Below are 23512 nucleotides of genomic sequence, written 5' to 3' on the forward strand. Positions count from 1 at the left end.
TCAATAGCTGGTTAATAATAATCTTAATATAGTCAATTGATTATATACTGCTATGATTTCAAGAGTTGGGTAGACGATAGTATAACTTCAAGAAGAGCTAGAAGTGTCAAAGTCGAGCAGCGGAGCGTACATTAGTACGTGACAGCACAGATCTTTGACCGCGGGAACGCCAATTATTGAAGTTCTACCTGAGTATCCCAAAAACCCTAAATACAAATACTATATCATCGGCTGCTTCTTTTAGATAATCGAAACGACTAGAAGCCCCTTTATGTCCTGAATCCATATTAGTTTTTAGCAATAATATATTATCGTCGAGTTTTGTTGCACGAATCCTTGCTGCCCATTTAGCCGCTTCCCAATACCCAACTCTTGGGTCAGAGATTCCAGCAGTAATAAATAGACTTGGATAATTTTGTGGCTTTATATTATCGTACGGAGAATAAGACTTAATATAGTTAAAATAGTCTAATTCTTTAGGATTTCCCCACTCTTTAAACTCACTGGGGGTTAATGGCAATTGTTCATCGAGCATGGTATTTAACATATCAACAAAAGGTACATGGGCAAGTGCTGCTTTAAATAATTGTGGTTGCTCATTAATTACCGCTCCAATTAACAACCCCCCTGCACTTCCGCCACAGATTACTATATTACCTTGGCTAGTATATTTTTCTTTAATTAGCTCTTTACTAACCGCAATAAAGTCGTCAAAAGTTCTTTTTTTATTGAGGAATTTGGCAGCCTCATACCAATCATGTCCAAGATCATCTCCACCTCTAATATGGGCAAGAGCGTAGACAAACCCACGATCTACAAGAGAAATAGCTGTATTCCGAAAAGATACTGGTATGCTAATACCATATGAACCATAGCCATACAAATATAAAGGATTTTCCCCATCTTTTTTAAACAGTGCTTTTTTATATAATAAGGTAATTGGCACTTTAACCCCCTCATTATCAGCAAATATCCTTTCTACCGTATATTCTTCAGGGTTGAAACCACTTGGTATTTCTTGCACTTTCAATATTGACAATTGATCACTATCAAAATCATAACTATAAGTGGTGTTTGGTCTAGCAAGTGAAGAATAATTTACTCTAATATCATCTGCCTCAAAATTAGTAGACAAAGCGTAGGCAGTAAAAGAAGTATCCGGAAAGTGAATAACTTTTTCCTCCTGTTCTTTAAGATATTTTATTTTAATAACAGGCAATCCTTGGTCACGATAATTAAGTATCAAATAATTTCTAGTGATGTCAAAGCTTGATAAATATCTACCCGAATCTTCCGGTATATAATCATTTTTCCACAAATCATTTTGGAAATTATTTACATTTACTAGTACTATACGAAAGTTTTTTGCCCCTTCATTGGTCTTAATATAAAAATTATCACCATTATGCTCAACATCATAAAAAATCTCTTCTTTTGACGCTCTAATCAGTTTAGGCTGAAAGCTATGATCATGCATTTGCACCGCATATATTTCATTTTCATTATGACCAAAGCTATTAACAAAAATATATTGTCGACTAGCTGACTTTGTAGCGTCCAGCTGATATAATGGGTCTGTTATATGGAGTACTAACTTATCATCTGAAACTACATCACCTAAAGAGTGGAACATTAATTTATCATGACGAAAATTCTCATTAATAGGCATATAAAAAAATCCCTTGAGATCTTCATGCCAAATTATATTACTACTAACGTTATTTATTTCATCTAGTAAATATTCTTTAGTCTTTAAGTTATAAACCCTAATTATATATTTTTCATCACCGGAAAAATCAGCACTATAAGCCATTAACGTATGATCAGGAGAGACTGCTACTTGCCCTACATCAGTAAATTTATTACCTTTAGAGATGCTATTAACATCTAATATAATTTCTTCATAAGCATCTACTGACCCCATTTTTCGGCAATATATAGGATATTCTGTAGTTTCTTCAGTTCTAGTATAATAGTAATAATTATCTTTCTTTACGTAAGTTGACTGATCCTCGAGCTTAATCCTACCTTTTAGCTCTTCAAATATTTTATCTTTTTCTTGTTGTAATTGTACAAAAAATTGCTCGGAATATTTATTTTCTGCCTGTAAATATTCTATAATTTTTTTATTATTAACATTAGGCCATTCACTATCCCTAAGCCAAGCATACTCATCTGTAATTTTTTGACCATGTAATACAAAATTATAATCAATCTTATCGGCTATGGGGGGCTTCACTTTAATTCTCCTCTACTACTTGTAATCAATAATATGGTAAAAATAATTAATAATATCATTACTACCAACAAACCGGTTGACTGATTATGCCAAGATTTCATTTTACGTAAAGTACTTTTTTCTATTCTGTCAAAAATAGGGTAGTCCGCCCCTATTTTATCATAAAACTCTTGCACCACTAAGTTATATTTAAAATAAATACGACGAATATTATTTTCAACAAACTGAAATAAGTCTAAATTTATGTTGGCAGTTGAACGCCTAGAAATCGTTTTACTAAGAACTAAGGCAAATATTATACCTATTACTATTATTACCATTTGTTTTACTAAATCCAACCAATTTGTATCAATTATTTCAACAGGATAAGAGGACCATAGTAGTTTCAAACCTTCTTCTAAACAAAAGCTAGTTACTAATAGAAACGATAACATGACAAATAAACTAACTTTAGTGAGAATATTTAACTTAAGGTAAAAACCACTAATCAAAGATTTATATTTAACCGTAGAAAATAAAGCGATGCATGTGACAATCTTGAGTAGGAAAATAGCATAATAATTAATATCTTGGTCCAAAGCATTGGTCACAACAATTTTGGTAACAAAACTAGCAAAAGGAGGCAAGGCTATAATGAACAATACACTAACTATTAAACTAACAAACAACAAATGATTTTTGGGCAAGTAAATTCCTTTTATCTCAGAACAATTCTCTATATTTTCTTTGTCTATTAATATAGCAACGTATAAACCAAATAAAGCTTTATACAGTATATGGACAAAAAGAAAAACTATGATTCCTAAATTTGCTTGTTGAGATTTTGTGCCAATAGCAATTAGCATGAATCCAAGCTGAGAAATAGTAAGATAACCTACTAATCTTTTGATGTTATCTTCTAGGCAAGCATAAACCCCTCCATATATAATCATTAATAATCCAAAGAATTTAAGTATTTCTAAGCCACTAAATAGTTTAAGGAGTATAATTATCGATATTTTACTAGTAAAGCTAGTTAAATATATCATCCCTGAGCTTGAAGCAAATGGATAGCAATTAACAATCCACCCAGAGAAAGGTATGCTAGCTACATTAATCAAACAACCACAAAGTATTAGAGCATAAAATATAAAACCAGCCCCTTGATTTTCTGTCAATGAGGTAAGAGAAACAATTTGTGAACTAGATGTGTGAGTAATTATATAACTAATCCCTATTAAAATAAGACTACCACTTATAAGATGGGTAAGCAAATATTGTCTTGCTGCTCTAACACTATTTTTGTAATTGCCATAAAAAATCAACAAAGCAGCAAATATCATCATCATTTCTAGAGAAGCAAACATCGAAACAAAATCCCCAGCAAATAAACAGACCAAAGAACTAGCTGAATATAGGCTACCTATAAGTACCTCGAATTTTCTATTTTTACTTATGGCATATAAGTTAGTAGCCAACGTTACAACAATAAAAGCAAGTGCTATTAACTTATTTTCACTACTAAAATTAATAACAAAACTATTATTGTATAAATTAATTACCATCTCATCTTTGTTGTTAATTAATAATATGCCAGCAACTATTGGATATATTATTGAAATAATATAAAATATTTTATAAAATGCCTTTCTCATTATTTAGCCTCAATTTGATATAAGAGATAGGTTAACCTAATTCGATATAAAATATCAGTTTAATAGTATCGATGTCATTCCTGCGTAGGCAGGAATCTTAAAAAAACATCCTAAGATGACTTGTTAAATATTCTAGATCCCTGCTTTCGCAGGGATGACCTAAACCCTTAGGGGATGCTACTTATAGTGCTTAAGTTGACACCCATGTGCGAAGGCAGAGGTCTAAAATATATAGAAACCCTTCAGGACATTTTTTTAGATCCCCGCCGTTGCTAAGAATGATGGTATGGACGAGTAAGTAAAAGAAACTTTACTTACTACCGTGATCACGAATATAATTCGGTCACATAATTATACTATTTAATAATTAAAAAGGAGTCCATACCATGAAAGATATTAACATACTAGGCATTGATTTAGCAAAAACAATTTTTCATATTGTTGCATTAAATAAAGATGGTGAAAAAATATTAGCTAAAAAATTACACAGAGAAGAATTTGAAGACTACATTTTAACAAACATTCCCAAGAATAGTTTATTGGTAATGGAAGCATGTGGCAGTTGTCATTATTGGAGCAATAAGTTTATGGAATCAGGTTTTACAGTAAAATTACTTAAACCATGTGATGTAAAAGCTTTTGCAAAAACTCGGCAAAAAAATGATACAAATGATGCTTTGGCAATAGCAAGAGCAGGAAAAGATCCGGAGTTAAAATCGGTTCGTATAAAAAATATATCACAACAAGAGATTAGTTGGTTACATAAACGTCGGCAACATATTATTAGACAAAGAGTACAATATAGTAATGGTTTAATGAGTGATTTACTTGAATTTGGTTATTACATAAAAATGAGTAAATCTAAATTTGCCCGTGAGGCATTAAATATAGTAGAAGATGCCAAAAATGCTGGTGTGATTTCAGAGAGAATGTATAAGGAAATGAAGGTAATAGCTGAAGAAATTGCTACGTTATTAATACAAGAATCAGCAATAGATAAACAGCTAATAGCAATAAATAAAGAATCTGAAACAGCTACTTTATTAAAAACAATACCAGGTATTGGAGAAATTAATGCTAATATACTAAGCATAGCAGCTTATGAAAATTATGATGATTGTCGAAGTTTTGCTGCAAGTTTGGGATTAGTGCCTAAGCAAAATAGCACAGGTGGTAAAACAAGTCTTGGATCTATCACTAAGAAAGGAGATAGATATGTTAGAACTATGCTGATACAAGGAGCAAGGTCTATTGCAATCAGAGCAAAAATACAAAAGGACCCCACTGATCATTTAGTGCTATGGGCAAAAAAATTGTTGGGAAGGATGAGCTTTAATAAGGCTGCTGTGGCAATAGCAAACAAATTAGCTAGAATAGCGTATGTATGTGTTACAAGAAAATGTGCATATGCTTGATAGTTGGTGGTGTATATAGATTTATCTGTATTTTATCTATATAAAAGAAGAAGTAAGTAAATAGGATTTAAGAGGTACGATATAAGCGAAAGTGATTGGAGATAATAAATGGGCATTCCAAAAACAAGTCCGAGATTTTATGTCAAGGCTCTAGAAGCCGTAAGAATGAGTGGATAACTCCAAGGATTGCGTGGAATGCGAAAACTATTATGGCACTAGATGCCGAATATATGACAGCTTATTTTTTTATTACTCCCGCATCATTTTTCTTATTGACTTACTTACTCGTCCATATATGACATCGTTTTTGGTCCTGTAAGTACCATACGCACTTCATGTACACTCCGCTTACTCGCCCCTCATTTTTAAATCCAAATCGAATTCAAGTTATAAATACCAAAAACTTCTTAATAAAAATCTGTATAAAATAAAATAATACCACCATGCACGAGCATATAACTAAACTCAATAGCATAGAATTAGGCAATTTATTTTCTATAGAAAATATTTTAGAATTATTATCAATAGGCTTATAAATAAATATTATTAACTTTGCTAAATACAATGCAGAGAATAGCGTACTTAAAGCTAGTACTACCATAACTAATATTTGATTTTGTTCTGCAGCAGCTAACATAATATAAAATTTACTAATAAAACCACCAAAAGGAGGAATGCCTATTAAGGATAAACTGGCAATGAGTACCATAAAGCTGGTTTTGGGCATTTCTTTAGCAGTACCTATAAGATCAGAGACTTGGTTGGTATTCTTTAAGCTATAAATACTTCCCATTCCATAAAATAAACAGATTTTAGTAAATGAATGTGAACATAAATGTAGGATAGAAGCTCCCATAGATTTTGATGTAAACATGAAGCTACTAAGTAAAGCTATAGATAATTGGTTAATGGTAGAATAGGCTAATATCTTCTTAATATTATCACTTTTTAACGCTTTAAAAGAACTATAAATTATAGTTATAATTGGTAAGAAAATAACCCAGTTAAATTCTGCAAAAAGAGATTGCAAATATTTAAGACCAAAAATATACATCAGAATTTTATAAATGCAAAAAAGTCCAGTTTTAACAACTACCACAGCATGTAGCAAGGCACTTACTGGGTAATGTGCTACCATCGCGGCTGGTAACCATTGATGTACAGGAAATAAAGCTGCTTTTGATATACCAAAAATAAACATTAATAACAAAATTATTGTTTGATTCTTGGAGAAATAATACTTGATAAAACCTTGCGATGTAAAATCTCCATGACCCGCTTTAGCATAAATAATTATTAGTGCTGGCAAGAATAGTAATATCCCTGAAATCATTAATATTTTTAAATATTTATAAACCCCTGCCATAACTTTATCTCCACCACTGTGACCAATTAGTGGAGCAGTTGATAATGTTAATAGTTCATAAAAAATAAACATAGTAAAAAGATTCGAAGATAATGCTGCCATCCCGCCAAATAACACACTTAGATTAAGGAAGAATAGAAAACGACTTGAATTATCGATATTATTGATTGCCAAATATTTTGTTGTGTAAATCAAAGCACAAATCCACAAAAAGCTCAGCAACGTTAAAAAAATAAGAGTGAGTGCTTCTAAATGCAGCCCTATAAAAAAATTACCATATATGTTTATTGACAGATTTGCTTTTACGCCTTTCAGAAATAACCAGTCAATAATTAAAATATTGACAAAAAAGAAGCTGCTAATAGTAATTAATAAAGAGTTACGGGTGTTATTATTACTATTACTGATAAGGGGAGTTACTAAATTTAGCATAGCTAGCAGTAAAGTCGATAAAATCAAAAAACTAGGGGTAATAGCAGAATACATTACTGCCCTCCCCTTATGTCATTCCCGCTCCCCTTTATGTCATCCCTGCGAAGGCAGGGATCTAAAATATCTAAAGCACCCTTCCTGTCTATTTCTTTAGATTCCCGCTTAAGCGGGAATGACATCGTTCTAGAAGCAATATATCTCATATCGTTTTCATGACTCCTAAAAAAAGTTTAAGAATATTGGTAGAAAAAATTGCATTATACTAATAAAAATCAGCCCACCATACTTAGTGTTCGATTTTAATCGTGTATAATCGTAGTGATCCCAACATAGTTTTTTGGCAATTTTATAGTGATAAAGTAACGACATAGCAGAACTTATAACAACAATACCAAACTCTAACCACATATTTTCAACAATCAACAACTCAAAAATACTAATCTTAATGAAAAACATACTACTTATTGGCAAACCACAGCTGTAAATTAGACTAAAAACTACCAAAACACGCCATAACATACTAAACGGTTTCGAAACATCAGAATAAGCAATGATCAGAAATAAAGCGATCTTGTTAAGGCTATCAGCAAACAAAAAGGGAAATAACAGTGATTCACCTCTAGGAATAACTAAAAGCAAAAACATATAACCAATTTGCACCGCAGAAGAATATATAACAATATTTCTGACTTTTTGGTTTCTGTAAGCACAATATGTACATAAAGTAATAGTTACCAAAGCGATTAAGCTGATAAAATTTGATAGATCCTTAATGATCACATTGTAATCAATAGTAAAATGAATGAACCTCAAGATTATATAAATACCAATTATACTGGATATACTAGCAAGATATGTCAGAATAACCGGAGCAGCTGAACTATAGGCTCTGATCATCCAAAAATGCATAGGAAAAAAAGCTGTTTTTAGTATAGAGCCAATTAGAAAAAAACTAATGCCTAGCATCACTATTTTAGAGTCATAATGCGTCTTAAGAAGCATTGAAACATCTAACATATTAAGGCTGCCTGTGCTACTTAATAAAAATCCAATGCCTATTAATATCAAAGTAGCCCCGACAGTACCAAGCATAAGATAATCGAAAGCACCGATAACAGCCCTAGGATTATTGCCCTGTGCCATTAATACATAGCTACTTAATGAAGATATTTCAATGAATACATAAAGATTAAAGAGGTCATTAGTGCTTACAATACCAAGATAGCCGCTATGGGCAAATAATAAAACTGCATAAAATAACGATTGTCTTTTTCTATCAAGAAATTTAAGTATGGTATTTGTAACCAATTTGTTACAAAAGATTAGAAAAAATAATAATACGCCATTAATATAGATAATTATAGGTTGGTTCAGATAGTCTAGCCGATATTCAATACCCATAGGGGCATGCCAATCACCAAAATTATATGATACGACCTCTTTATTAATTACAGATAAACCGTAAATACTTAAAAATAAACTTAGTGCAATCGATATAACTGCTATAATTCGAGTAGCTAGCCTATAGCGAAAAGTTAGTATTGAGAATAACGCTCCAAAAAATGGTAGCAATACTTGCAGAGCAGGAAAATGTTTAATTAATGTCATTCATTTCGATCATTAGTCGTTTCACTAAAATTAATCTCACCTTCTGATATAGTATTAAATTGCTTAGAAATACGGTAAATCAAGCTAAGACCCAATGATAAAGTAGCAAATCCAACAACAATAGCCGTGAGCATTAACACCTGAGGGAGTGGGCTTGAATAGCTATGTAGTATTGTACGTTCAATTGGTACAATACCTCCACTTACCTTACCAAGCATAAGGTAAAAAATTAGCACCGAACTTTGCATTACACTAAGCCCAATAATTTTACGAACATAATTATCACTGGTTAGCATTATAAATAAACCACTAACTAACACTAGCAGTGTAAAAAAATATAAAATTTTTGAGATATATATAGTTTCTAAAAACATTATTGCTTAACTTAATTATTTCCGGATCGAGTAAAAACACTTTCGATGTCATTCCCGCGTATGCCTGCATGAATCGCTAGTATGTCATTCCCGCGTAGGCGGGAATCCAAAAAATAACCTGCAAAGGCTATTAGATATTATAGATTCCCGCCTACGCGGGAATGACATCAACCTTCACAGGGATGATATTTTCCTTGCATATATGAGGTTTAATACGGCTTAAATGCTTCATTAAACACACACACTATTTTTTTACCATGACGTATTGACAGTTTGTGAAATACTTGTTCGATAATCACCATATTAGCGTTATCTTGGGAGAGTCGATAATTTACCATCGACTCTCTAAGAGCTTCATCAACTGCAAAAATAGCTGGTAACTCAACATTTTTATCTCTGAATTGTAGGTAAGTATACACTCCATCATCAAAAATTTTAATTGGTGCAATCGATTCATTACCACTTATGGAATAATTAAAATTATATTTTTCAGGATGCGATAAATCAAGGTTAGCTGAAGATGTAACGTAACTTTGTAAGTGATCTCCAGAATTTTCATCATCAGGATAAATAAACCTTAAATTAAAAACCATATCTGGGTCTCTCATATCTAAGGCTTCTGTAGCATATAGTTCAAAAAAGTAAGTTCGCTTATTAGTAATAAGCGTCATGTTAGTTGTAGCATCTTGTTCCATCGGTTTAATGAAGATCCTATAACCCGCTGGTACTATTTGCCAAGAAGTGGTATCTCCCATGGAAATACTAACTATTTCTTCATCTTTTGCTAGCTCTATACTAGCCTGATAACCATAATATCCAGTAAACTTAAATACATCATCAGGACTATAAACCATCACCCTGATTCTACTATCAATCGGCATTGGTCTAGATTCCCTAACGGCTAACGCAGTATTTACAAAAAATACTACTACAAAAAATATTATTAGTTGCTTCATCTTATTTTTTTACTTTTATCTTCTATTAACTTAAGTTTGTAACCAGTAACAGCAAAATTAAATCTTGAGTTAGACGGTAGATGTATATTAATTGCATCTATTTCAAAATTTATTGTAGCTTGCCACACCATATTTTCTAAAATATCACTAGAAGCGTTTTTTGCCAAAGATGTAAATGTAACTTCAGCCTTATTATTTTTATGATAAACCACTGATAATATATTAACAGAACGCTTTAAGGACTTTTGGTAACGCATAACTGGAGACAATGGATTGTCAATATTCATAAAATTGGCAAATTGTCTAAATATTATACGCGTAGAATTATTCTGCATAAATATATACTGAGGACGAAGTAAATCATAGTCATATGATTCCCTATGTATAACGTAATTTCTAATCATAATATCTGCAATAGAATTAATTGCATCATGCTTAATATGATTAGCGTTAGTTATTGTTGCACTTTTAAGGGATTTAGCACTAATTGCATATCTCACCTGACGCTTTACTGGTAATAAAGTCTCAAAATTAATCACCACACTTAGAAATAATACAAATAGAACTACACTAAATATCAACAAAAATGTTCTGTGTACAAGTGGATATACATATTCAAAATTATACCATCTTTTAGCATCAACAAAATATTCACCAGACTTAATATATTCTTGAACAGAACTTAACACCTTATCCATTAGCTTTAAATAATTGCTTACCTATATCGGATTCTAACACATATTAGAAAAGATGTTATTATTTTTTGTAAAAATTATTCTTTTAGCCTATTCAAAAAGCTAATTTTGTGTCTACAATACCAATAAAGATCATATTAAGAATAGTCAAATTAAAAAGAATATTTGACTCAGGAAATGTTTGTTGTTATAAGCTCTGTGTATACACTAGTATTAATAATGGGGCGTGGCCAAGTGGTAAGGCAACGGTTTTTGGTATCGTCATTCGGTGGTTCGAATCCATCCGCCCCAGCCATTCTTCGATTTTAGTACATTTTGTGAACATATAAAACGGTGGACGTAGCATAAAGTCTAGCTTTCCGTCTTTTAATTCTAGGTTCGAAAATACAAAATTTAACAATCCTAATTTTTTATAATCTAAAAAATCCTGTTTTATTTGCCCGTGAAATTATATAGAATAAACAATAAACTATGGTGTTTATTACCGTAATTATTGGGGTAATTGGTATGTCAAGATATAATGACACTACTAAGCCAAGGAAGTCTACAATTAAAGCTACGATAACTGAATTGATAATCATTTGTGCTGGATTACTAGAAATCATCCTAGCGGTCATGGCTGGAATCAGCAAAATACTAGTAACGAGTAATGCCCCAACAATCTTAATAGTCGAGAATACTGATAAAGATAACAGTAACAAAAATGCCAATTCAATCGTTCTTACTTTCACCCCCTTAATTTGTGCAATATCTCTATTAATGACAATTAGAATAATCTGACTATAGAAATACCAAACGAAAGAAATAACGAATATAAGTATAATTGATAAGGTTAATATATCATTTAAAGAGGCAGATAAAATATCGCCAAATAATAGGTTAGTGATCTTAATCTGTAGTGGGTACATATAACCTACTACTAAGGCTAAAGATAACATAAAACTTGATATTAACATTACCACACTACTACCACCTGACCTATGTTTTAACGTAAACACCAAGATAGCAAATATAACGGCAACAACTAGTCCTGAATAAACAACAGGCAAATGGACAAGGATACTAATACTTCCAGCAAGTAAACTTGCGTGCGAAAGACCATCACCAAAATAAATATATTTTTTCCATAAGCTTATACAACCAAGAGGAGCAAAAATTAGACTGATTAGAATTATAGTTAATATTATTATAGTCATTTTATACGATTTTTGGTAGATAATTTGAGAATAGCACTTAGTGCTTCATGATTTTTGTGGTATATTAGGAATGGATTCTATAAGCAGTGAAGAAATATGTCTACAAAATCTTCTATTAATCAAATAGAACTAGAAAAGTTTAGTAAAATTTCTAGCGGGTGGTGGCAGGAAGATGGAGAGTTTAAAATTCTTCATCAAATAAATCCTATTCGTCTTGGTTACATAATAGATAAGATAAAAGATCATTTTAATATAGATGATGATGTAGTACTACCTTCAAAATTAGATATTTTAGACATAGGATGTGGCGGGGGATTAATTACCTCTGCTCTCTGTAAACTAAATGGCACAGTCACTGGCATAGATGCACTACAAAGTAATATAGATATTGCGATGCAGCATGCTGAAGAAGAAAATTTGAATATACAATATTTTAAATCGACTGCTGAGGAATTAGTATACTCAAATAGCAAACAGTATGATGTGGTATTATGCTTAGAAGTCATAGAACATATAGACAATCCTAGTGATTTTGTAAAAAACCTTGCTAGTTTAGTAAAACCAAATGGCATGATTATAATTTCAACAATTAACCGTACTGTAAAAGCTTATATGTTAGCTATTTTAATGGCAGAATACGTGCTTAGTTGGATACCAAAAAAAACCCATGACCATAGTAAATTTCTTAAACCATCTGAAATTTATTCTATGTTTAGTAAAAATAACATAGAGCTTAAAGAGCTTAAGGGCTTAACCTATAATATCGTCAATAGAAATTGGCAGTTGAGTGATGATATAGAGGTAAATTATTTTGCTTATTTAACTAGACCTCTTGCAAAACCCGCTCTGAATTGACTTTAAAGGAAATACTATGACTATAATTACCAGATTCGCTCCCTCCCCTACTGGCTTCTTGCATATTGGTGGGGCAAGGACAGCATTGTTTAATTATTTATTTGCCAAACACCATAATGGCAAATTTTTACTTCGAATTGAGGATACTGATAAAACAAGATCAACCGAAGATGCAGTAGATGCTATATTTTCCGGTTTGAAATGGCTTAGTTTGGACTGGGACGGTGAGGTGGTTTTTCAGTCTAAAAGAAATGATTTATACAAAAAAGCAGCTCTGAAATTACTAGATGAAGGAAAAGCTTATTATTGTTTTACGCCTCAAGAAGAAATAGATCGGCAACGAGATAATGCTATAGCTAATAAACAACATTTTTTATTTCAAAGCCCTTGGCGAGATGCTGATCCTTCTAACTTTCCGAAAGGTTACCAATCCACAAAAGCAGTGATTAGGCTGAAAGCTCCAAGAACTGGCTATACAACTATCCATGATGCTTTACAAGGGGATGTTACTATTGAAAACTCCCACCTAGATGATATGGTGCTGTTACGTAGCGATGGAAGTAGCACCTATATGTTGGCGGTAGTAGTGGACGACCACGATATGCAGATTACCCATATTATTAGGGGGGATGACCATTTAACTAACGCTGCTCGTCAAATCCTACTTTATCAAGCCTTTGGTTGGTATGTACCACATATGGTACATATACCGTTAATACATGGTGATGATGGGGCAAAATTATCTAAAAGACATGGAGCTCTTGGAATAAAAGCATACCAAGATATGGGATATTTACCCGAGAGCTTGTGTAATTATTTACTAAGGTTAGGATGGAGTCACAAAGATGATGAGATTATTGCAAGACAACAAGCTATAGAATGGTTTGACCTTGAAGGACTTGGCAAATCGCCTTCTCGTCTTGATTTTGCCAAAATGGATAATTTAAACGCTCATTATCTACGTCAGCTTGATGCTACGCTATTAACAAAAATGATTTGTGAGAGTTTGCAAAAAACTTATAAAATTACCACGGAAGAAACGGAATATATTAAGCAAGCAATGCCAAACTTGAAGATAAGAAGCACAAATTTAGTCGAATTAGCTGAACTAGCCAAGATTTATTTGATTAACGTTCCTATTATCTACTCTGAGGAAGCCAAAGAGATAATCAAAAATTGTGATAAAAATTTACTTAACCAAGTTATTGAGGAATTAGAGAATTTACAAAATTTTGATAAAGACTCAATTCAAATAAAATTTAAAGAAATAGCTAAGAATAATAATATTAAACTTGCAGATCTCATGCAATCCATTAGATCTCTAATAACAGGCATGAGTGCTTCTCCAAGTATTTTTGAAATTATCGCCATAATTGGTAAAGAAAATGCTATTGTTAGATTGAAATGTACCCAAATGATTTAATAACAAGAATAGACTTAAATGATCCTACGAATGAGGACAATAAACAAGGGGTGAGCGGACTAGGCGTACATGAAGTGCATGAGTACGCAAATACCCCGCAAGTATTTGCAAGAGCCAATTCGGAGGATCACCTGAGTATATTTCACAACCTAGTTGGAACATATGCTATTACGAGAATTTTAGGCAATTATGGTACAGCTAAAGGAATAGCTTACTTTATAGAAGATAAAGAACATATATACTCACCTCTTTCACGTATATTATACAGAGAGGAGCTTGATGTTAAATACTATGGTAATACCAATAAGGTAAAAGCTTTTAAGGAGTATCTATACTCTCTAGAGCAAAACAAAATTGTTAAATATTTTGTTAATGAAAATAACAATGGTTTATTTTACCAATTACATTTTATCTCTAATACTCCTTTTCAGGCTGAAGGTACACATCAATGCAACTTGGATCTTTATCAAGCTAATTATACATTCTTGAATAAGAATTCTTTTGAACTGAGTTATAAAGTTTTAGGCCCTAACAAAAACTATACGATAACAACTAGTTTTACTAGAATAACCTCAGTTCGATATAAGAATTAATAATTCTTATATCGAACTGGCTTTGTTATAAGGAAAAATGCACTCTTGAAGCGGCTGACGCGAGTGCATTTTAACTTTTTTCATCATTCAATATGTGATTTTAATTATTAAAATCACATATTGAATGGAGTGTTATATTTTAACAATCAGGTGGGCAGCCGCTTCAAACCTGATTGTTTCTATATATAACACGAAAGTTCGATGTAACAAGTTACATCGAATTCAGGTTAGAATATCCTGAATTCAATAGATCTCTTTCGAAATTCGCTTATGCTGAGGAATTTAAAGAAGCCACTTCACTGCGAACCGCAGCGTACTGAGATGCACATGAGGAGCAGAGTACCGGTAACACGAATAAATTACCAGCAAAAGTAGAGTTTCGAAAGAGATATAATATAACATTACCGTACCTTCGATATCACCCCCACCTACAGGGTAATTTAAAAGTCACACTCTAGAGTTGAAATAAGTAATTATTAAGAACATCAAACGTCATTGCGAGACCACGTGAGTGTAGTGGCAATCCACATTTATTGGATTGCTTCGTCACGCGAATTCGGGATAAGAATTAACTAATTCTTATCCCGAATTGGGGTTTCGTCGCCACCAAAGTGGCTCCTCGCAATGACTCTAGGCTATTTTCTCTATGACTTTTAAATGCCATGCGTAAGTAAGGTAGGTAGGTAGGTAGGTAGCGTAAATTATCGTAAATAACCTCAAGTATCGATGTAATAAATTAATAGTAGGCTTAAGTAATCATCCCCATTAGGGGTGATGTCACCCACAACTGTCGAAAGTTCGAAGAGGAAGCGGTTTTAGACGTCATAATGGCAGTTTAAAAGTTGTGGGCTTATAACCGCTGTCATTGCGAGAAGGCGTAAGCCGACGAAGTAATCCACTTATGGTTACTTTTTGGATTGCTTCGTCGACCTACGGTCTTTCTCGCAATGACGTTACCCTATTTAAAACCCCTTCCTCTTCGAACTTTCGACAGTTGTGGAATGTCACCCCTGCCGCCATTATGTCATTCCCGCGTAAGCAAGGATATAGAATATCTAAAGCACCCTTCCTTCCTGTCTATTTCTTTAGATTCCTGCTTTCGCAGGAATGACATCGTTTCATCGTACATGTCATCCCTGCGTAGGCAGGAATCTAAAACTATATAAAATAGCTCTCTATGCTATTTTTTAGCCCCCTGCGTAAGCAAGGGTGACATCCGAAAGTGCAGAGATGACATCCTAGGCTATTAAACCGATGTCTTACATCAAATTGAGGTTAAGTAAAATTTACAAATCAGCCTTACGACAATTTGAAGTTTCGAGAATTCCGACTCGAGCGTTCACACCGAAGGCTCTCACTTGTCTAGGATGTGACGTGTCCCAACTTAAACCGAATACCAGTGTGCCTTCGCAGGAATGACAGCTCTGTGTAGTAACTACAACTGTAGTACTAGTTTCTTCTACTACCAAAGAATCTTAGAAGATGTAAGAACAAATTAATAAAGTCTAAATACAAATTAAAAGCAGCCATTATAGACATTTTTTGTCCTAACTCTCCACCTCCAGACATAAAATACATAGACTTAATTTTTTGAGTATCCCATGCAATAATACCCATAAATATGCCAACCCCAATGAGAGACGTTGCAAAATATATAGCTGAGCTTTGTAAAAACATGTTGACTAGCGACACAATGATAAGACCAAATAATCCCATGATAAGAAATGAACCCATTGATGTCAAATCCCTATTGGTACTATACCCATAAAGGCTCATTGCACCAAAAACAGATGAACAAATAAAGAAAGTTCGAGCAATTGACTCTCCTGTATAGATAAACCCGAGGGATGCCAAAGACATACCAGTTAAAGCAGCATAAACCCAAAACAATACTTTAGTAGTATCTAGACTCATCCTGCCAAATCCCATAAAAAAGTACAAAGCAATTCCCACAGGAGAAATCATTACCAACGTTCCCAAACCGGTATAGCCCATGAACTGTCCATTTGCTTCAACTTGAAATAAAAGCCTAGTTAATGGCTCAAATGATATAGTAGCAAAAGCCATTACTCCAGTTAGCACAAGAGCTAAAGCCATATAATTATAGACTTTCAGCATGTATTCTCTCAGTCCAACATCATATGTTTTCTGAGTAGCAGTAAAAGTCTTGGTGTAATCAATCATAAGAAACCCCATGAATCATGTTATTATTTATACTATAATAGTATAAGCTTCATACCTTTTCTTTTCAAGAAGAAAATTGTGAAATATTTATTTAAATTATCATGAAACGCTTATAAAAGCAAAGAAAAGATTAGAGAACCTCAGTTCGATATAAGAATTAATAATTCTTATATCGAACTGGCTTTGTTATAAGGAAAAATGCACTCTTGAAGCGGCTGACGCGAGTGCATTTTAACTTTTTTCATCATTCAATATGTGATTTTAATTATTAAAATCACATATTGAATGGAGTGTTATATTTTAACAATCAGGTGGGCAGCCGCTTCAAACCTGATTGTTTCTATACATAACACGAAAGTTCGATGTAACAAGTTACATCGAATCAGGTTAGAGAGAAAATTTTATAATCAGTTTCCTAGATTAATATTTATTATTCAGCCTGAAAGGCTATTAAGAATACGGATTCCCGCCGTTGCTAAGAATGACATCGTTTTTGATCCTGTAAGTACCATTACTTACGTTGGCTTTTTGATCCATGTGGGCAATGCCTACGCAGGAATGACATCGAATTATCGAGGGCATACTGAAAGCTGTATCCCTTACTTTACAAGCCCTACAGCCTAATTTTTAAATTATTCTGAGGTAAATACCAACTATTAGTTGCGACTTTTAAATTACCCTGATAAGCTCAGGTAATTTAGTTGTTTACATGATACAAAGATATTGCTATTTTGTCTACAAAACTTAAAAAATATGATCTAATTTTTAGGGATTTAATGCCTCTGTGGTGGAATGGTAGACACGGTAGACTCAAAATCTACAGCTCAAAAGGCGTGCTGGTTCAAGTCCGGCCAGAGGTACCATCATTGTGACCAAGGCAATTTGAAAGCTAGACTTATCCCAGTGAGGGTTGATGTCAGAGTAATGTTATACCGAATTCAGGTTATTCACGAAGCTAATTTGAAGACACATTCAAATATATACAAAAACAATATTTAGGCAATGAAGGTTAGTTACATCCAATGAGTACACATAACAATATTAATGATGTTGTAGAAATTACAGCACAAAGCGGTTCATCAATTTTCTCTATGATATCATCCACTGATATTATAGGAAAATCTGTTATGATAATTTTGGTAATTGCTTCAATTTGGGCATGGACAATAATTATAGATAAGATAGTTCATTTAGTTCAAATAAGAAAGAAAATTGCAATTTTTGAAGCTACTTTTTGGTCTGGAGCAGTTTTAGATCAGTTATATGAAACTATTAAAAGAACAATGAATAATCCTCTTGCCGCAGTTTTTGTAGCAGCTATGAACGAATGTAAACGCCAAAATCCTAACAACCTCACTGATGCACTTAAAATTAGCCATAAAGAGCGAATAATACAATCTATGTACTTGATAAGGAATCGTGAACTTGAACGATTAGAGCAAAATTTAGGTTTTTTGGCAACTGTTGCTTCTAGTACACCATTTATAGGGTTATTTGGTACTGTTTGGGGGATTATGCATAGTTTTCAATCTATTGCAGCATCAAAAAATACCTCACTTGCTATCGTAGCTCCTGGCATTGCAGAAGCTCTACTTGCAACGGCAATAGGTCTATTTGCGGCAATTCCGGCGGTGATTTTTTATAACTACCTTTCTTCACAAATAATTAAGATTAATAACAAAATTGATGATTTCATTAATGAGCTTAGTTCTATACTATCAAGAGCCATAGATGAAGGGAAAATGTAATGGCTATACAATTACCAAATTCAAACAATCAAATATCTAGACGTAATTTAGTCAGTGAGATCAACGTTACACCACTCGTTGACGTCATGTTAGTGCTATTGATCATCTTTATGATAACCTCTCCAATGCTAGTGTCCGGTATTAATGTTGATTTACCAGAAACAACTTATAGCCAACTGCCAGGGCAAGATGAACCGTTAGTGATCAGTATTAACAACAAAGGAGAATTATATTTATTGGAATCTAAAATAGAGAGACAAAATTTAGCTACTAAGCTAACTAATATTACAAAAGAAAAAAAAGATATTAGAATTTTTGTAAGAGGCGACAAAAATGTGCCATATGGCGAGGTAGTTAGCGTTGTATCTGAAATCCATGCAGCAGGCTTTTCTAAGGTAGCACTAGTTTCAAATATTAAATATAATGAAAAATAATAATATTTTTTCTATTTCTTTTATTTGCTCCGTAGTACTTCATTTACTAATAATATATTTCTTCTTATTTGGTCTTCCATCATTGTTTAAAAAACCTCCTGAAGAACAAGTAATAGTTTTTGAAATGTTACCAATTAATAGTAAATCTAATGTACCCAATAAAATAAAACAGTCTGAAAAAACTATAGAAAATCAAGATACAAAAAAAGTAGAACAAAGCAAACCTGATGATACAGAAGAGAAGAAACCTTTAGAGAAGCCTCTAGAAAAACTTCTAGAAGAAAAGAAACCTCTAGAAGACAAGCTTCCTATCAAGGAAGAGAAGGTTATAGATAAAAAACCTATAGAAGAGAAGAAGCCTCTTGAAGACAAACTTCCTATCGAGGAAAAGAAGGTTATAGATACAAAGCCTATAGAAGAGAAGAAGCCTGCAGAAGAAAAAAAACCTGTAGAAACAAAGAAGCCACTCGAGAAAAAAAAGAAAATTCCTAATAAAAGTAACTTAGATTCTTTGCTTAAAAATTTAGAACAATCATCTGAAGGGTCGAGTGCAAAATCAAATAAACAAGCTAGATCCAAAGAAAATAAAGAAACCCAAGAATCAAAAGGTCCTTACGATGACACATTGCCTCTTTCCATCAGTGAAATATCTTTAATTAAACAACAAATAGAGAGAGTATGGAACAAACCTATTGGGATACAAAACCTTGAGCAGCTACGGGTAACTTTGTATATAGCTTTAAATCAAGATGGCAGTGTCAAAGAAGTAAAAGTCAAAGAAACAATATGCCCAAATATAACAAAAATAGCTTGTGACGCTCTATCTAACAGTGCAATGAGGGCAGTATGGCAAGCAAGTCCTATTAATAATCTAGACCCTCAGCGTTACAATAGCTGGAAAGAATTTAATTTTCTTTTTGATCCAAGTATGTAAAATATACTACTCGTAAATGAAGAGTTGATAGACGAAGATCAAAATTATGAAGTGCTAGGAGTCGAAGGGTCGAGGAGCGGAGCGTACATTTAGTACGTGAGCACCGAAGATCCCTGAAGACGACAACGCAATTCTTGATTTTCATCGAGTATATTTGAAGAATTATTATATTTTTTAAGATTTATACTTAGTGCTAGTCAAATTTCCTCTATATTAGTATTAATTTCCGGATTTGGGATTAGTACTACAGTTGTAGTACTAACGTCAAAACGATGTCATTCCCGCGTAGGCGGGAATCCAAAAAATAGCCTGCAAAGGCTATTAGATATTATAGATTCCCGCCTACGCGGAATGACAGCTCTGTGTAGTAACTACAACTGTAGGATTAGGATAAAACCAAATAAAGAGTACGGCAAATAATAAAGATAGGTTTAGTAGTAAATTCCATTCTGTCATAGATATACCAAATAATTTAACTGCCGGTTTTGTGCAAGTCGCAATAGGTTGGCTATAAAATATTTCTTTAATATCTTGGATGGATAAGTGCTTTGGAATATGGATTAAAGTTGAACAAAGACTACTTGGTTCAAATATCCCTCTTTCCACTCCACTATGATAGCCTGCTAATATGCAAGCACCTAATAAGTTTAGAACGATAAAAAATAAAGTATATTTGCTTATTTTCTTGATAAGAATCGCTACAACTGAAATCTTGATTATAAATAAATATGGGAATCTTTGATAAATACACAAAGGGCAAGGTGAAAAATGTAATATATATTCGACAAAATAAGCCAAAGATAAGGCAAAAATGCACGTACAAACTAGAGTTATATGTAAAACTCTAAAACTATCTTTGCGAAAAAAATGTACAATAGAAGAAATTAGCATAAGTAAATATTATTTTTTTAACTCGCTATTGTCTAGGAATATTACCAAAAACTCAAGAGATAATTTATAAGTTTACAGAAAACCAAGTATACGTATAATCTCAGTGGGTATAATCAAACTACATGGAATATATAGATGTCAGAATTAGAAATTTTAGAAAATGCCGTTAAATCAAACGCTTGGCCTTTTTTAGAAGCAAAAAAAATATTAGATCAACTGGGTAACAAAACTCCAGCTAAAGGTTATGTATTATTTGAAACTGGTTATGGACCGTCAGGGATACCACATATAGGTACATTTGCAGAAGTTGCTAGATCTATAATGGTGCAAGAAGCATTTAAACAACTATCCAATATCCCAACTAAGATTATCTGTTTTTCTGATGATATGGATGGTTTGCGTAAAGTCCCAAATAATATCCCAAATCCTGATATGGTGGCATCACATATTGGCAAGCCTTTAACATCTATTCCCGATCCTTTTGGTAAATGTGAAAGTTATGGACATTATATGAATGCTAAGCTTCGCTCATTTTTAGATAGGTTTGGCTTTAAATATGAATTTTTTAGTAGTACAGAATGTTATAAATCCGGTTTATTTGATCAGATGATGCTTAAAGTCATAGACAAATATGATGAAATAATGGCTCTAATGTTACCAAGCTTTAGAGAGGAAAGAAAAGCCACCTACTCACCTTTTATGCCAATTTGTCCAAAAACCGGTATTGTACTACAAGTACCTATTGCAAAGATCGATCGCTTAGCCGCTACTATTACCTATAAAGACGATGAAGGGAAATTTGTGGAAGTTCCTGTGACAAAGGGACATTGTAAGCTGCAATGGAAACCTGATTTTGGTATGCGCTGGGCCGGCTTGCAAGTTAATTATGAAATGTATGGTAAGGAGCATATGCCTAATGCTGGCTTATATTCTGGGATTTGTCGAATCTTAGAGGGAATCCCACCAGTTCAATTTTTTTATGAATTATTTCTTAACGAAAGCGGAGAGAAAATCTCTAAATCTACAGGCAATGGCATTACTGTTGATCAATGGCTGCAATATGCACCAGTGGAAAGTATGTCGTTATTTATGTACCAAAATCCAACAAGAGCCAAACGTTTACATTTTGATGTGATACCTAAAAATGTTGATGAATATATTACCTTCAATAAAAAATATCATTTAGAAACAGAGCAAGTAAAGCGTTTTGCTAATCCAGTACATCATATTCATCACGGGAATGTGCCTAATATCGAAACTTTTGGCATTAGTTTTAGCTTATTGCTAAACCTCGCATCGGTTTGCAATCCTGAAGATAAATCGGTACTTTGGGGATTTATCAGTAAGTACGCCCCGAGTGCGACGAAACAAAATGCCCCGTACCTTGATCATTTGACAGATTTTGCCACTCGTTATTATAATGACTTTATTAAAGCTAATAAGTGCTATTTAGTTCCTAATGATCAGCAGAAAATTATCTTACAAGACATTATCTCTATGTTAGATGTTTTGCCGGAAGATATTACTTCCGAGCAAATCCAAGAAAAAATTTATGATATTGGTAATAAGCATGGTTATAATAATTTAAGAGATTATTTTAAAGAATTATATCAAATATTACTTGGACAAAATGAAGGACCAAGGCTTGGGTCTTTTATTAAACTTTTTGGTATTAAGGACTCTATAAATTTGATTCAACAGAAATTAATTTAGCCCTAGTTGATGACATCAAGCCTGTTACATCGAACTCAGGTTTAAGTTACTATGAAGATTTATGAAAAAAATAAGACTTGACCAGTATCTAGTAGAATCCAAATTAGTTGATGATATTAACATAGCACGAAGCTTAATAGTGCAAGGCAAAGTATATATCAACCAGTACCAAAATACCAAACCAGGTACAGGAATATTGCCTGATACTCCTGATATTATTATAAAACACCCAGTACATGATTATGTATCACGAGGTGCTTTGAAATTAATTGCTGCTCTAGACTATTTCAATATTGATCCACAAGATTTAGTTTGTCTAGATATAGGCTCTAGCACTGGTGGTTTTACTGAGGTTTTACTCCGTAGAAATGCCAAAAAGATTTTTGCAGTAGATGTAGGATATGGTGAACTACATTATAAATTGCGTAATAATCCTAAAATTTCAGTAATTGAAAGAACTAACGCCCGCTATCTAACAGTTGAGCAAATTAGCTTACCACTAGACCTTATCGTTTGTGATGCCAGCTTCATTAGTCTTACCACTATATTACCCACTTCATTTGGTCTAGCAAAAGATAATTGTAGTCTAGTTGCCCTAATTAAACCGCAATTCGAAGTAGCAAGGGATGAAGTCGGGAGCGGTGGAATTGTCAGAAGCCAATTCTTACACCAAAGAGTATGTGACCATATTCAACAATGGCTAGAATCAAACCATAACTTTAATATATACGGGATAATACCCAGCCCTATTTTAGGGGCAAAAGGCAATCAGGAGTTTTTAATTTATGGACAGCGTAACAAAAAACTATAATTAATTGATTC

General features: G+C 33.0%; 20 protein-coding genes and 2 tRNA genes. 11 read left to right on the forward strand and 11 right to left on the reverse strand.

What is annotated here, in order from left to right:
- Positions 1 to 184: 184 nt before the first annotated feature.
- Entirely contained in the window at positions 185 to 2239 is a 2055-nt protein-coding gene (locus tag AB3211_RS00735; protein WP_367364335.1) for a S9 family peptidase, read from the reverse strand.
- On the reverse strand, positions 2236 to 3873 hold the full coding sequence (locus AB3211_RS00740; RefSeq protein ID WP_367364336.1) for a proton-conducting transporter membrane subunit: 1638 nt from the start codon (positions 3871 to 3873) through the stop codon (positions 2236 to 2238). The genes AB3211_RS00735 and AB3211_RS00740 overlap by 4 nt, the downstream gene beginning before the upstream one ends.
- A 386-nt stretch (positions 3874 to 4259) precedes the next feature.
- On the opposite strand from AB3211_RS00740, the gene AB3211_RS00745 reads away from it, so the two are divergent.
- Positions 4260 to 5288: an IS110 family transposase gene (locus AB3211_RS00745; RefSeq protein WP_367363657.1), complete on the forward strand. Its 1029-nt coding sequence runs from the start codon at positions 4260 to 4262 to the stop codon at positions 5286 to 5288.
- A 382-nt stretch (positions 5289 to 5670) separates the two neighbouring features.
- On the opposite strand, the gene AB3211_RS00750 is transcribed toward AB3211_RS00745, so the two are convergent.
- From AB3211_RS00750 to AB3211_RS00775, 6 genes are all read right to left on the reverse strand, one after another.
- Positions 5671 to 7140, reverse strand: coding sequence for a proton-conducting transporter membrane subunit (locus tag AB3211_RS00750; protein WP_367364337.1), 1470 nt, complete (start codon positions 7138 to 7140; stop codon positions 5671 to 5673).
- The gene (locus tag AB3211_RS00755; protein WP_367364338.1) at positions 7140 to 7289 is read right to left on the reverse strand and encodes a hypothetical protein; all 150 of its coding nucleotides are present in this window, start codon (positions 7287 to 7289) and stop codon (positions 7140 to 7142) included. Before AB3211_RS00755 ends, AB3211_RS00750 begins: the two co-directional genes overlap by 1 nt.
- A gap of 16 nt (positions 7290 to 7305) precedes the next feature.
- Positions 7306 to 8694 (reverse strand): proton-conducting transporter membrane subunit, encoded by a 1389-nt coding sequence (locus AB3211_RS00760; protein ID WP_367364339.1) that lies wholly within the window; start codon positions 8692 to 8694, stop codon positions 7306 to 7308.
- A complete protein-coding gene (locus AB3211_RS00765) occupies positions 8691 to 9047 on the reverse strand; it encodes a Na+/H+ antiporter subunit C (RefSeq protein ID WP_367364780.1) in 357 nt (118 codons plus the stop codon). Before AB3211_RS00765 ends, AB3211_RS00760 begins: the two co-directional genes overlap by 4 nt.
- Positions 9048 to 9277: 230 nt before the next feature.
- A complete protein-coding gene (gene virB9, locus AB3211_RS00770) occupies positions 9278 to 10024 on the reverse strand; it encodes a P-type conjugative transfer protein VirB9 (RefSeq protein ID WP_341758521.1) in 747 nt (248 codons plus the stop codon).
- A complete protein-coding gene (locus AB3211_RS00775) occupies positions 10021 to 10722 on the reverse strand; it encodes a VirB8/TrbF family protein (RefSeq protein ID WP_367364340.1) in 702 nt (233 codons plus the stop codon). Before AB3211_RS00775 ends, virB9 begins: the two co-directional genes overlap by 4 nt.
- A 217-nt stretch (positions 10723 to 10939) precedes the next feature.
- Between AB3211_RS00775 and AB3211_RS00780 the strand changes: the two genes are divergently transcribed.
- Positions 10940 to 11014: transfer RNA gene (locus tag AB3211_RS00780), tRNA-Gln, on the forward strand.
- 115 nt (positions 11015 to 11129) lie between these two features.
- Here AB3211_RS00780 and AB3211_RS00785 read toward each other — a convergent pair.
- Entirely contained in the window at positions 11130 to 11915 is a 786-nt protein-coding gene (locus AB3211_RS00785) for a metal ABC transporter permease (protein ID WP_367364341.1), read from the reverse strand.
- A 96-nt stretch (positions 11916 to 12011) separates the two neighbouring features.
- Here AB3211_RS00785 and ubiG point away from each other — a divergent pair, with 96 nt between their 5' ends.
- Genes ubiG through AB3211_RS00800 form a run of 3 tightly spaced genes read left to right on the forward strand, consistent with a single transcriptional unit; the run spans position 12012 to position 14786 of the window.
- Positions 12012 to 12770 (forward strand): bifunctional 2-polyprenyl-6-hydroxyphenol methylase/3-demethylubiquinol 3-O-methyltransferase UbiG, encoded by a 759-nt coding sequence (gene ubiG / locus AB3211_RS00790; protein ID WP_367364342.1) that lies wholly within the window; start codon positions 12012 to 12014, stop codon positions 12768 to 12770.
- A 16-nt stretch (positions 12771 to 12786) separates the two neighbouring features.
- Complete coding sequence (gene gltX / locus AB3211_RS00795) at positions 12787 to 14193, forward strand: glutamate--tRNA ligase (RefSeq protein WP_367364343.1); 1407 nt, start codon at positions 12787 to 12789, stop codon at positions 14191 to 14193.
- A complete protein-coding gene (locus AB3211_RS00800; protein ID WP_367364344.1) occupies positions 14175 to 14786 on the forward strand; it encodes a DUF6314 family protein in 612 nt (203 codons plus the stop codon). Before gltX ends, AB3211_RS00800 begins: the two co-directional genes overlap by 19 nt.
- A 1449-nt stretch (positions 14787 to 16235) precedes the next feature.
- Here AB3211_RS00800 and AB3211_RS00805 read toward each other — a convergent pair.
- A complete protein-coding gene (locus tag AB3211_RS00805) occupies positions 16236 to 16970 on the reverse strand; it encodes a Bax inhibitor-1/YccA family protein (RefSeq protein WP_341758528.1) in 735 nt (244 codons plus the stop codon).
- A gap of 778 nt (positions 16971 to 17748) precedes the next feature.
- On the opposite strand from AB3211_RS00805, the gene AB3211_RS00810 reads away from it, so the two are divergent.
- The 4 genes from AB3211_RS00810 to AB3211_RS00825 all read left to right on the forward strand — a co-directional run bounded on the left by AB3211_RS00810 (position 17749) and on the right by AB3211_RS00825 (position 20086).
- Positions 17749 to 17833, forward strand: a tRNA-Leu gene (locus AB3211_RS00810).
- A gap of 159 nt (positions 17834 to 17992) precedes the next feature.
- A complete protein-coding gene (tolQ, locus tag AB3211_RS00815; protein WP_367364345.1) occupies positions 17993 to 18718 on the forward strand; it encodes a protein TolQ in 726 nt (241 codons plus the stop codon).
- Positions 18718 to 19152: a protein TolR gene (tolR, locus tag AB3211_RS00820; RefSeq protein ID WP_367364346.1), complete on the forward strand. Its 435-nt coding sequence runs from the start codon at positions 18718 to 18720 to the stop codon at positions 19150 to 19152. The genes tolQ and tolR overlap by 1 nt, the downstream gene beginning before the upstream one ends.
- Positions 19142 to 20086: a cell envelope integrity protein TolA gene (locus AB3211_RS00825; protein ID WP_367364347.1), complete on the forward strand. Its 945-nt coding sequence runs from the start codon at positions 19142 to 19144 to the stop codon at positions 20084 to 20086. The genes tolR and AB3211_RS00825 overlap by 11 nt, the downstream gene beginning before the upstream one ends.
- A gap of 342 nt (positions 20087 to 20428) precedes the next feature.
- Here AB3211_RS00825 and AB3211_RS00830 read toward each other — a convergent pair whose 3' ends face one another.
- A complete protein-coding gene (locus AB3211_RS00830; RefSeq protein WP_367364348.1) occupies positions 20429 to 20977 on the reverse strand; it encodes a disulfide bond formation protein B in 549 nt (182 codons plus the stop codon).
- A gap of 135 nt (positions 20978 to 21112) precedes the next feature.
- Here AB3211_RS00830 and AB3211_RS00835 point away from each other — a divergent pair, with 135 nt between their 5' ends.
- Both AB3211_RS00835 and AB3211_RS00840 read left to right on the forward strand, forming a co-directional pair.
- The gene (locus tag AB3211_RS00835) at positions 21113 to 22690 is read left to right on the forward strand and encodes a lysine--tRNA ligase (protein ID WP_367364349.1); all 1578 of its coding nucleotides are present in this window, start codon (positions 21113 to 21115) and stop codon (positions 22688 to 22690) included.
- Positions 22691 to 22751: 61 nt separating this feature from the next.
- A complete protein-coding gene (locus AB3211_RS00840) occupies positions 22752 to 23501 on the forward strand; it encodes a TlyA family RNA methyltransferase (protein WP_367364350.1) in 750 nt (249 codons plus the stop codon).
- Positions 23502 to 23512: the final 11 nt, after the last annotated feature.

The organism is Candidatus Tisiphia endosymbiont of Nedyus quadrimaculatus (assembly GCF_964059235.1).
Taxonomy (GTDB): domain Bacteria; phylum Pseudomonadota; class Alphaproteobacteria; order Rickettsiales; family Rickettsiaceae; genus Tisiphia.

Excerpts from the sequence above, each read along its gene's own strand:
- AB3211_RS00740 (WP_367364336.1), bottom strand. The coding sequence starts at position 3,873 with ATGAGAAAGGCATTTTATAAAATATTTTATATTATTTCAATAATATAT.
- AB3211_RS00745 (WP_367363657.1), top strand. The coding sequence starts at position 4,260 with ATGAAAGATATTAACATACTAGGCATTGATTTAGCAAAAACAATTTTT.
- AB3211_RS00750 (WP_367364337.1), bottom strand. The coding sequence starts at position 7,140 with ATGTATTCTGCTATTACCCCTAGTTTTTTGATTTTATCGACTTTACTG.
- AB3211_RS00755 (WP_367364338.1), bottom strand. The coding sequence starts at position 7,289 with ATGAGATATATTGCTTCTAGAACGATGTCATTCCCGCTTAAGCGGGAA.
- AB3211_RS00760 (WP_367364339.1), bottom strand. The coding sequence starts at position 8,694 with ATGACATTAATTAAACATTTTCCTGCTCTGCAAGTATTGCTACCATTT.
- virB9 (WP_341758521.1), bottom strand. The coding sequence starts at position 10,024 with ATGAAGCAACTAATAATATTTTTTGTAGTAGTATTTTTTGTAAATACT.
- AB3211_RS00775 (WP_367364340.1), bottom strand. The coding sequence starts at position 10,722 with ATGGATAAGGTGTTAAGTTCTGTTCAAGAATATATTAAGTCTGGTGAA.
- AB3211_RS00785 (WP_367364341.1), bottom strand. The coding sequence starts at position 11,915 with ATGACTATAATAATATTAACTATAATTCTAATCAGTCTAATTTTTGCT.
- ubiG (WP_367364342.1), top strand. The coding sequence starts at position 12,012 with ATGTCTACAAAATCTTCTATTAATCAAATAGAACTAGAAAAGTTTAGT.
- gltX (WP_367364343.1), top strand. The coding sequence starts at position 12,787 with ATGACTATAATTACCAGATTCGCTCCCTCCCCTACTGGCTTCTTGCAT.
- AB3211_RS00800 (WP_367364344.1), top strand. The coding sequence starts at position 14,175 with ATGTACCCAAATGATTTAATAACAAGAATAGACTTAAATGATCCTACG.
- AB3211_RS00805 (WP_341758528.1), bottom strand. The coding sequence starts at position 16,970 with ATGATTGATTACACCAAGACTTTTACTGCTACTCAGAAAACATATGAT.
- tolQ (WP_367364345.1), top strand. The coding sequence starts at position 17,993 with ATGAGTACACATAACAATATTAATGATGTTGTAGAAATTACAGCACAA.
- tolR (WP_367364346.1), top strand. The coding sequence starts at position 18,718 with ATGGCTATACAATTACCAAATTCAAACAATCAAATATCTAGACGTAAT.
- AB3211_RS00825 (WP_367364347.1), top strand. The coding sequence starts at position 19,142 with ATGAAAAATAATAATATTTTTTCTATTTCTTTTATTTGCTCCGTAGTA.
- AB3211_RS00830 (WP_367364348.1), bottom strand. The coding sequence starts at position 20,977 with ATGCTAATTTCTTCTATTGTACATTTTTTTCGCAAAGATAGTTTTAGA.
- AB3211_RS00835 (WP_367364349.1), top strand. The coding sequence starts at position 21,113 with ATGTCAGAATTAGAAATTTTAGAAAATGCCGTTAAATCAAACGCTTGG.
- AB3211_RS00840 (WP_367364350.1), top strand. The coding sequence starts at position 22,752 with ATGAAAAAAATAAGACTTGACCAGTATCTAGTAGAATCCAAATTAGTT.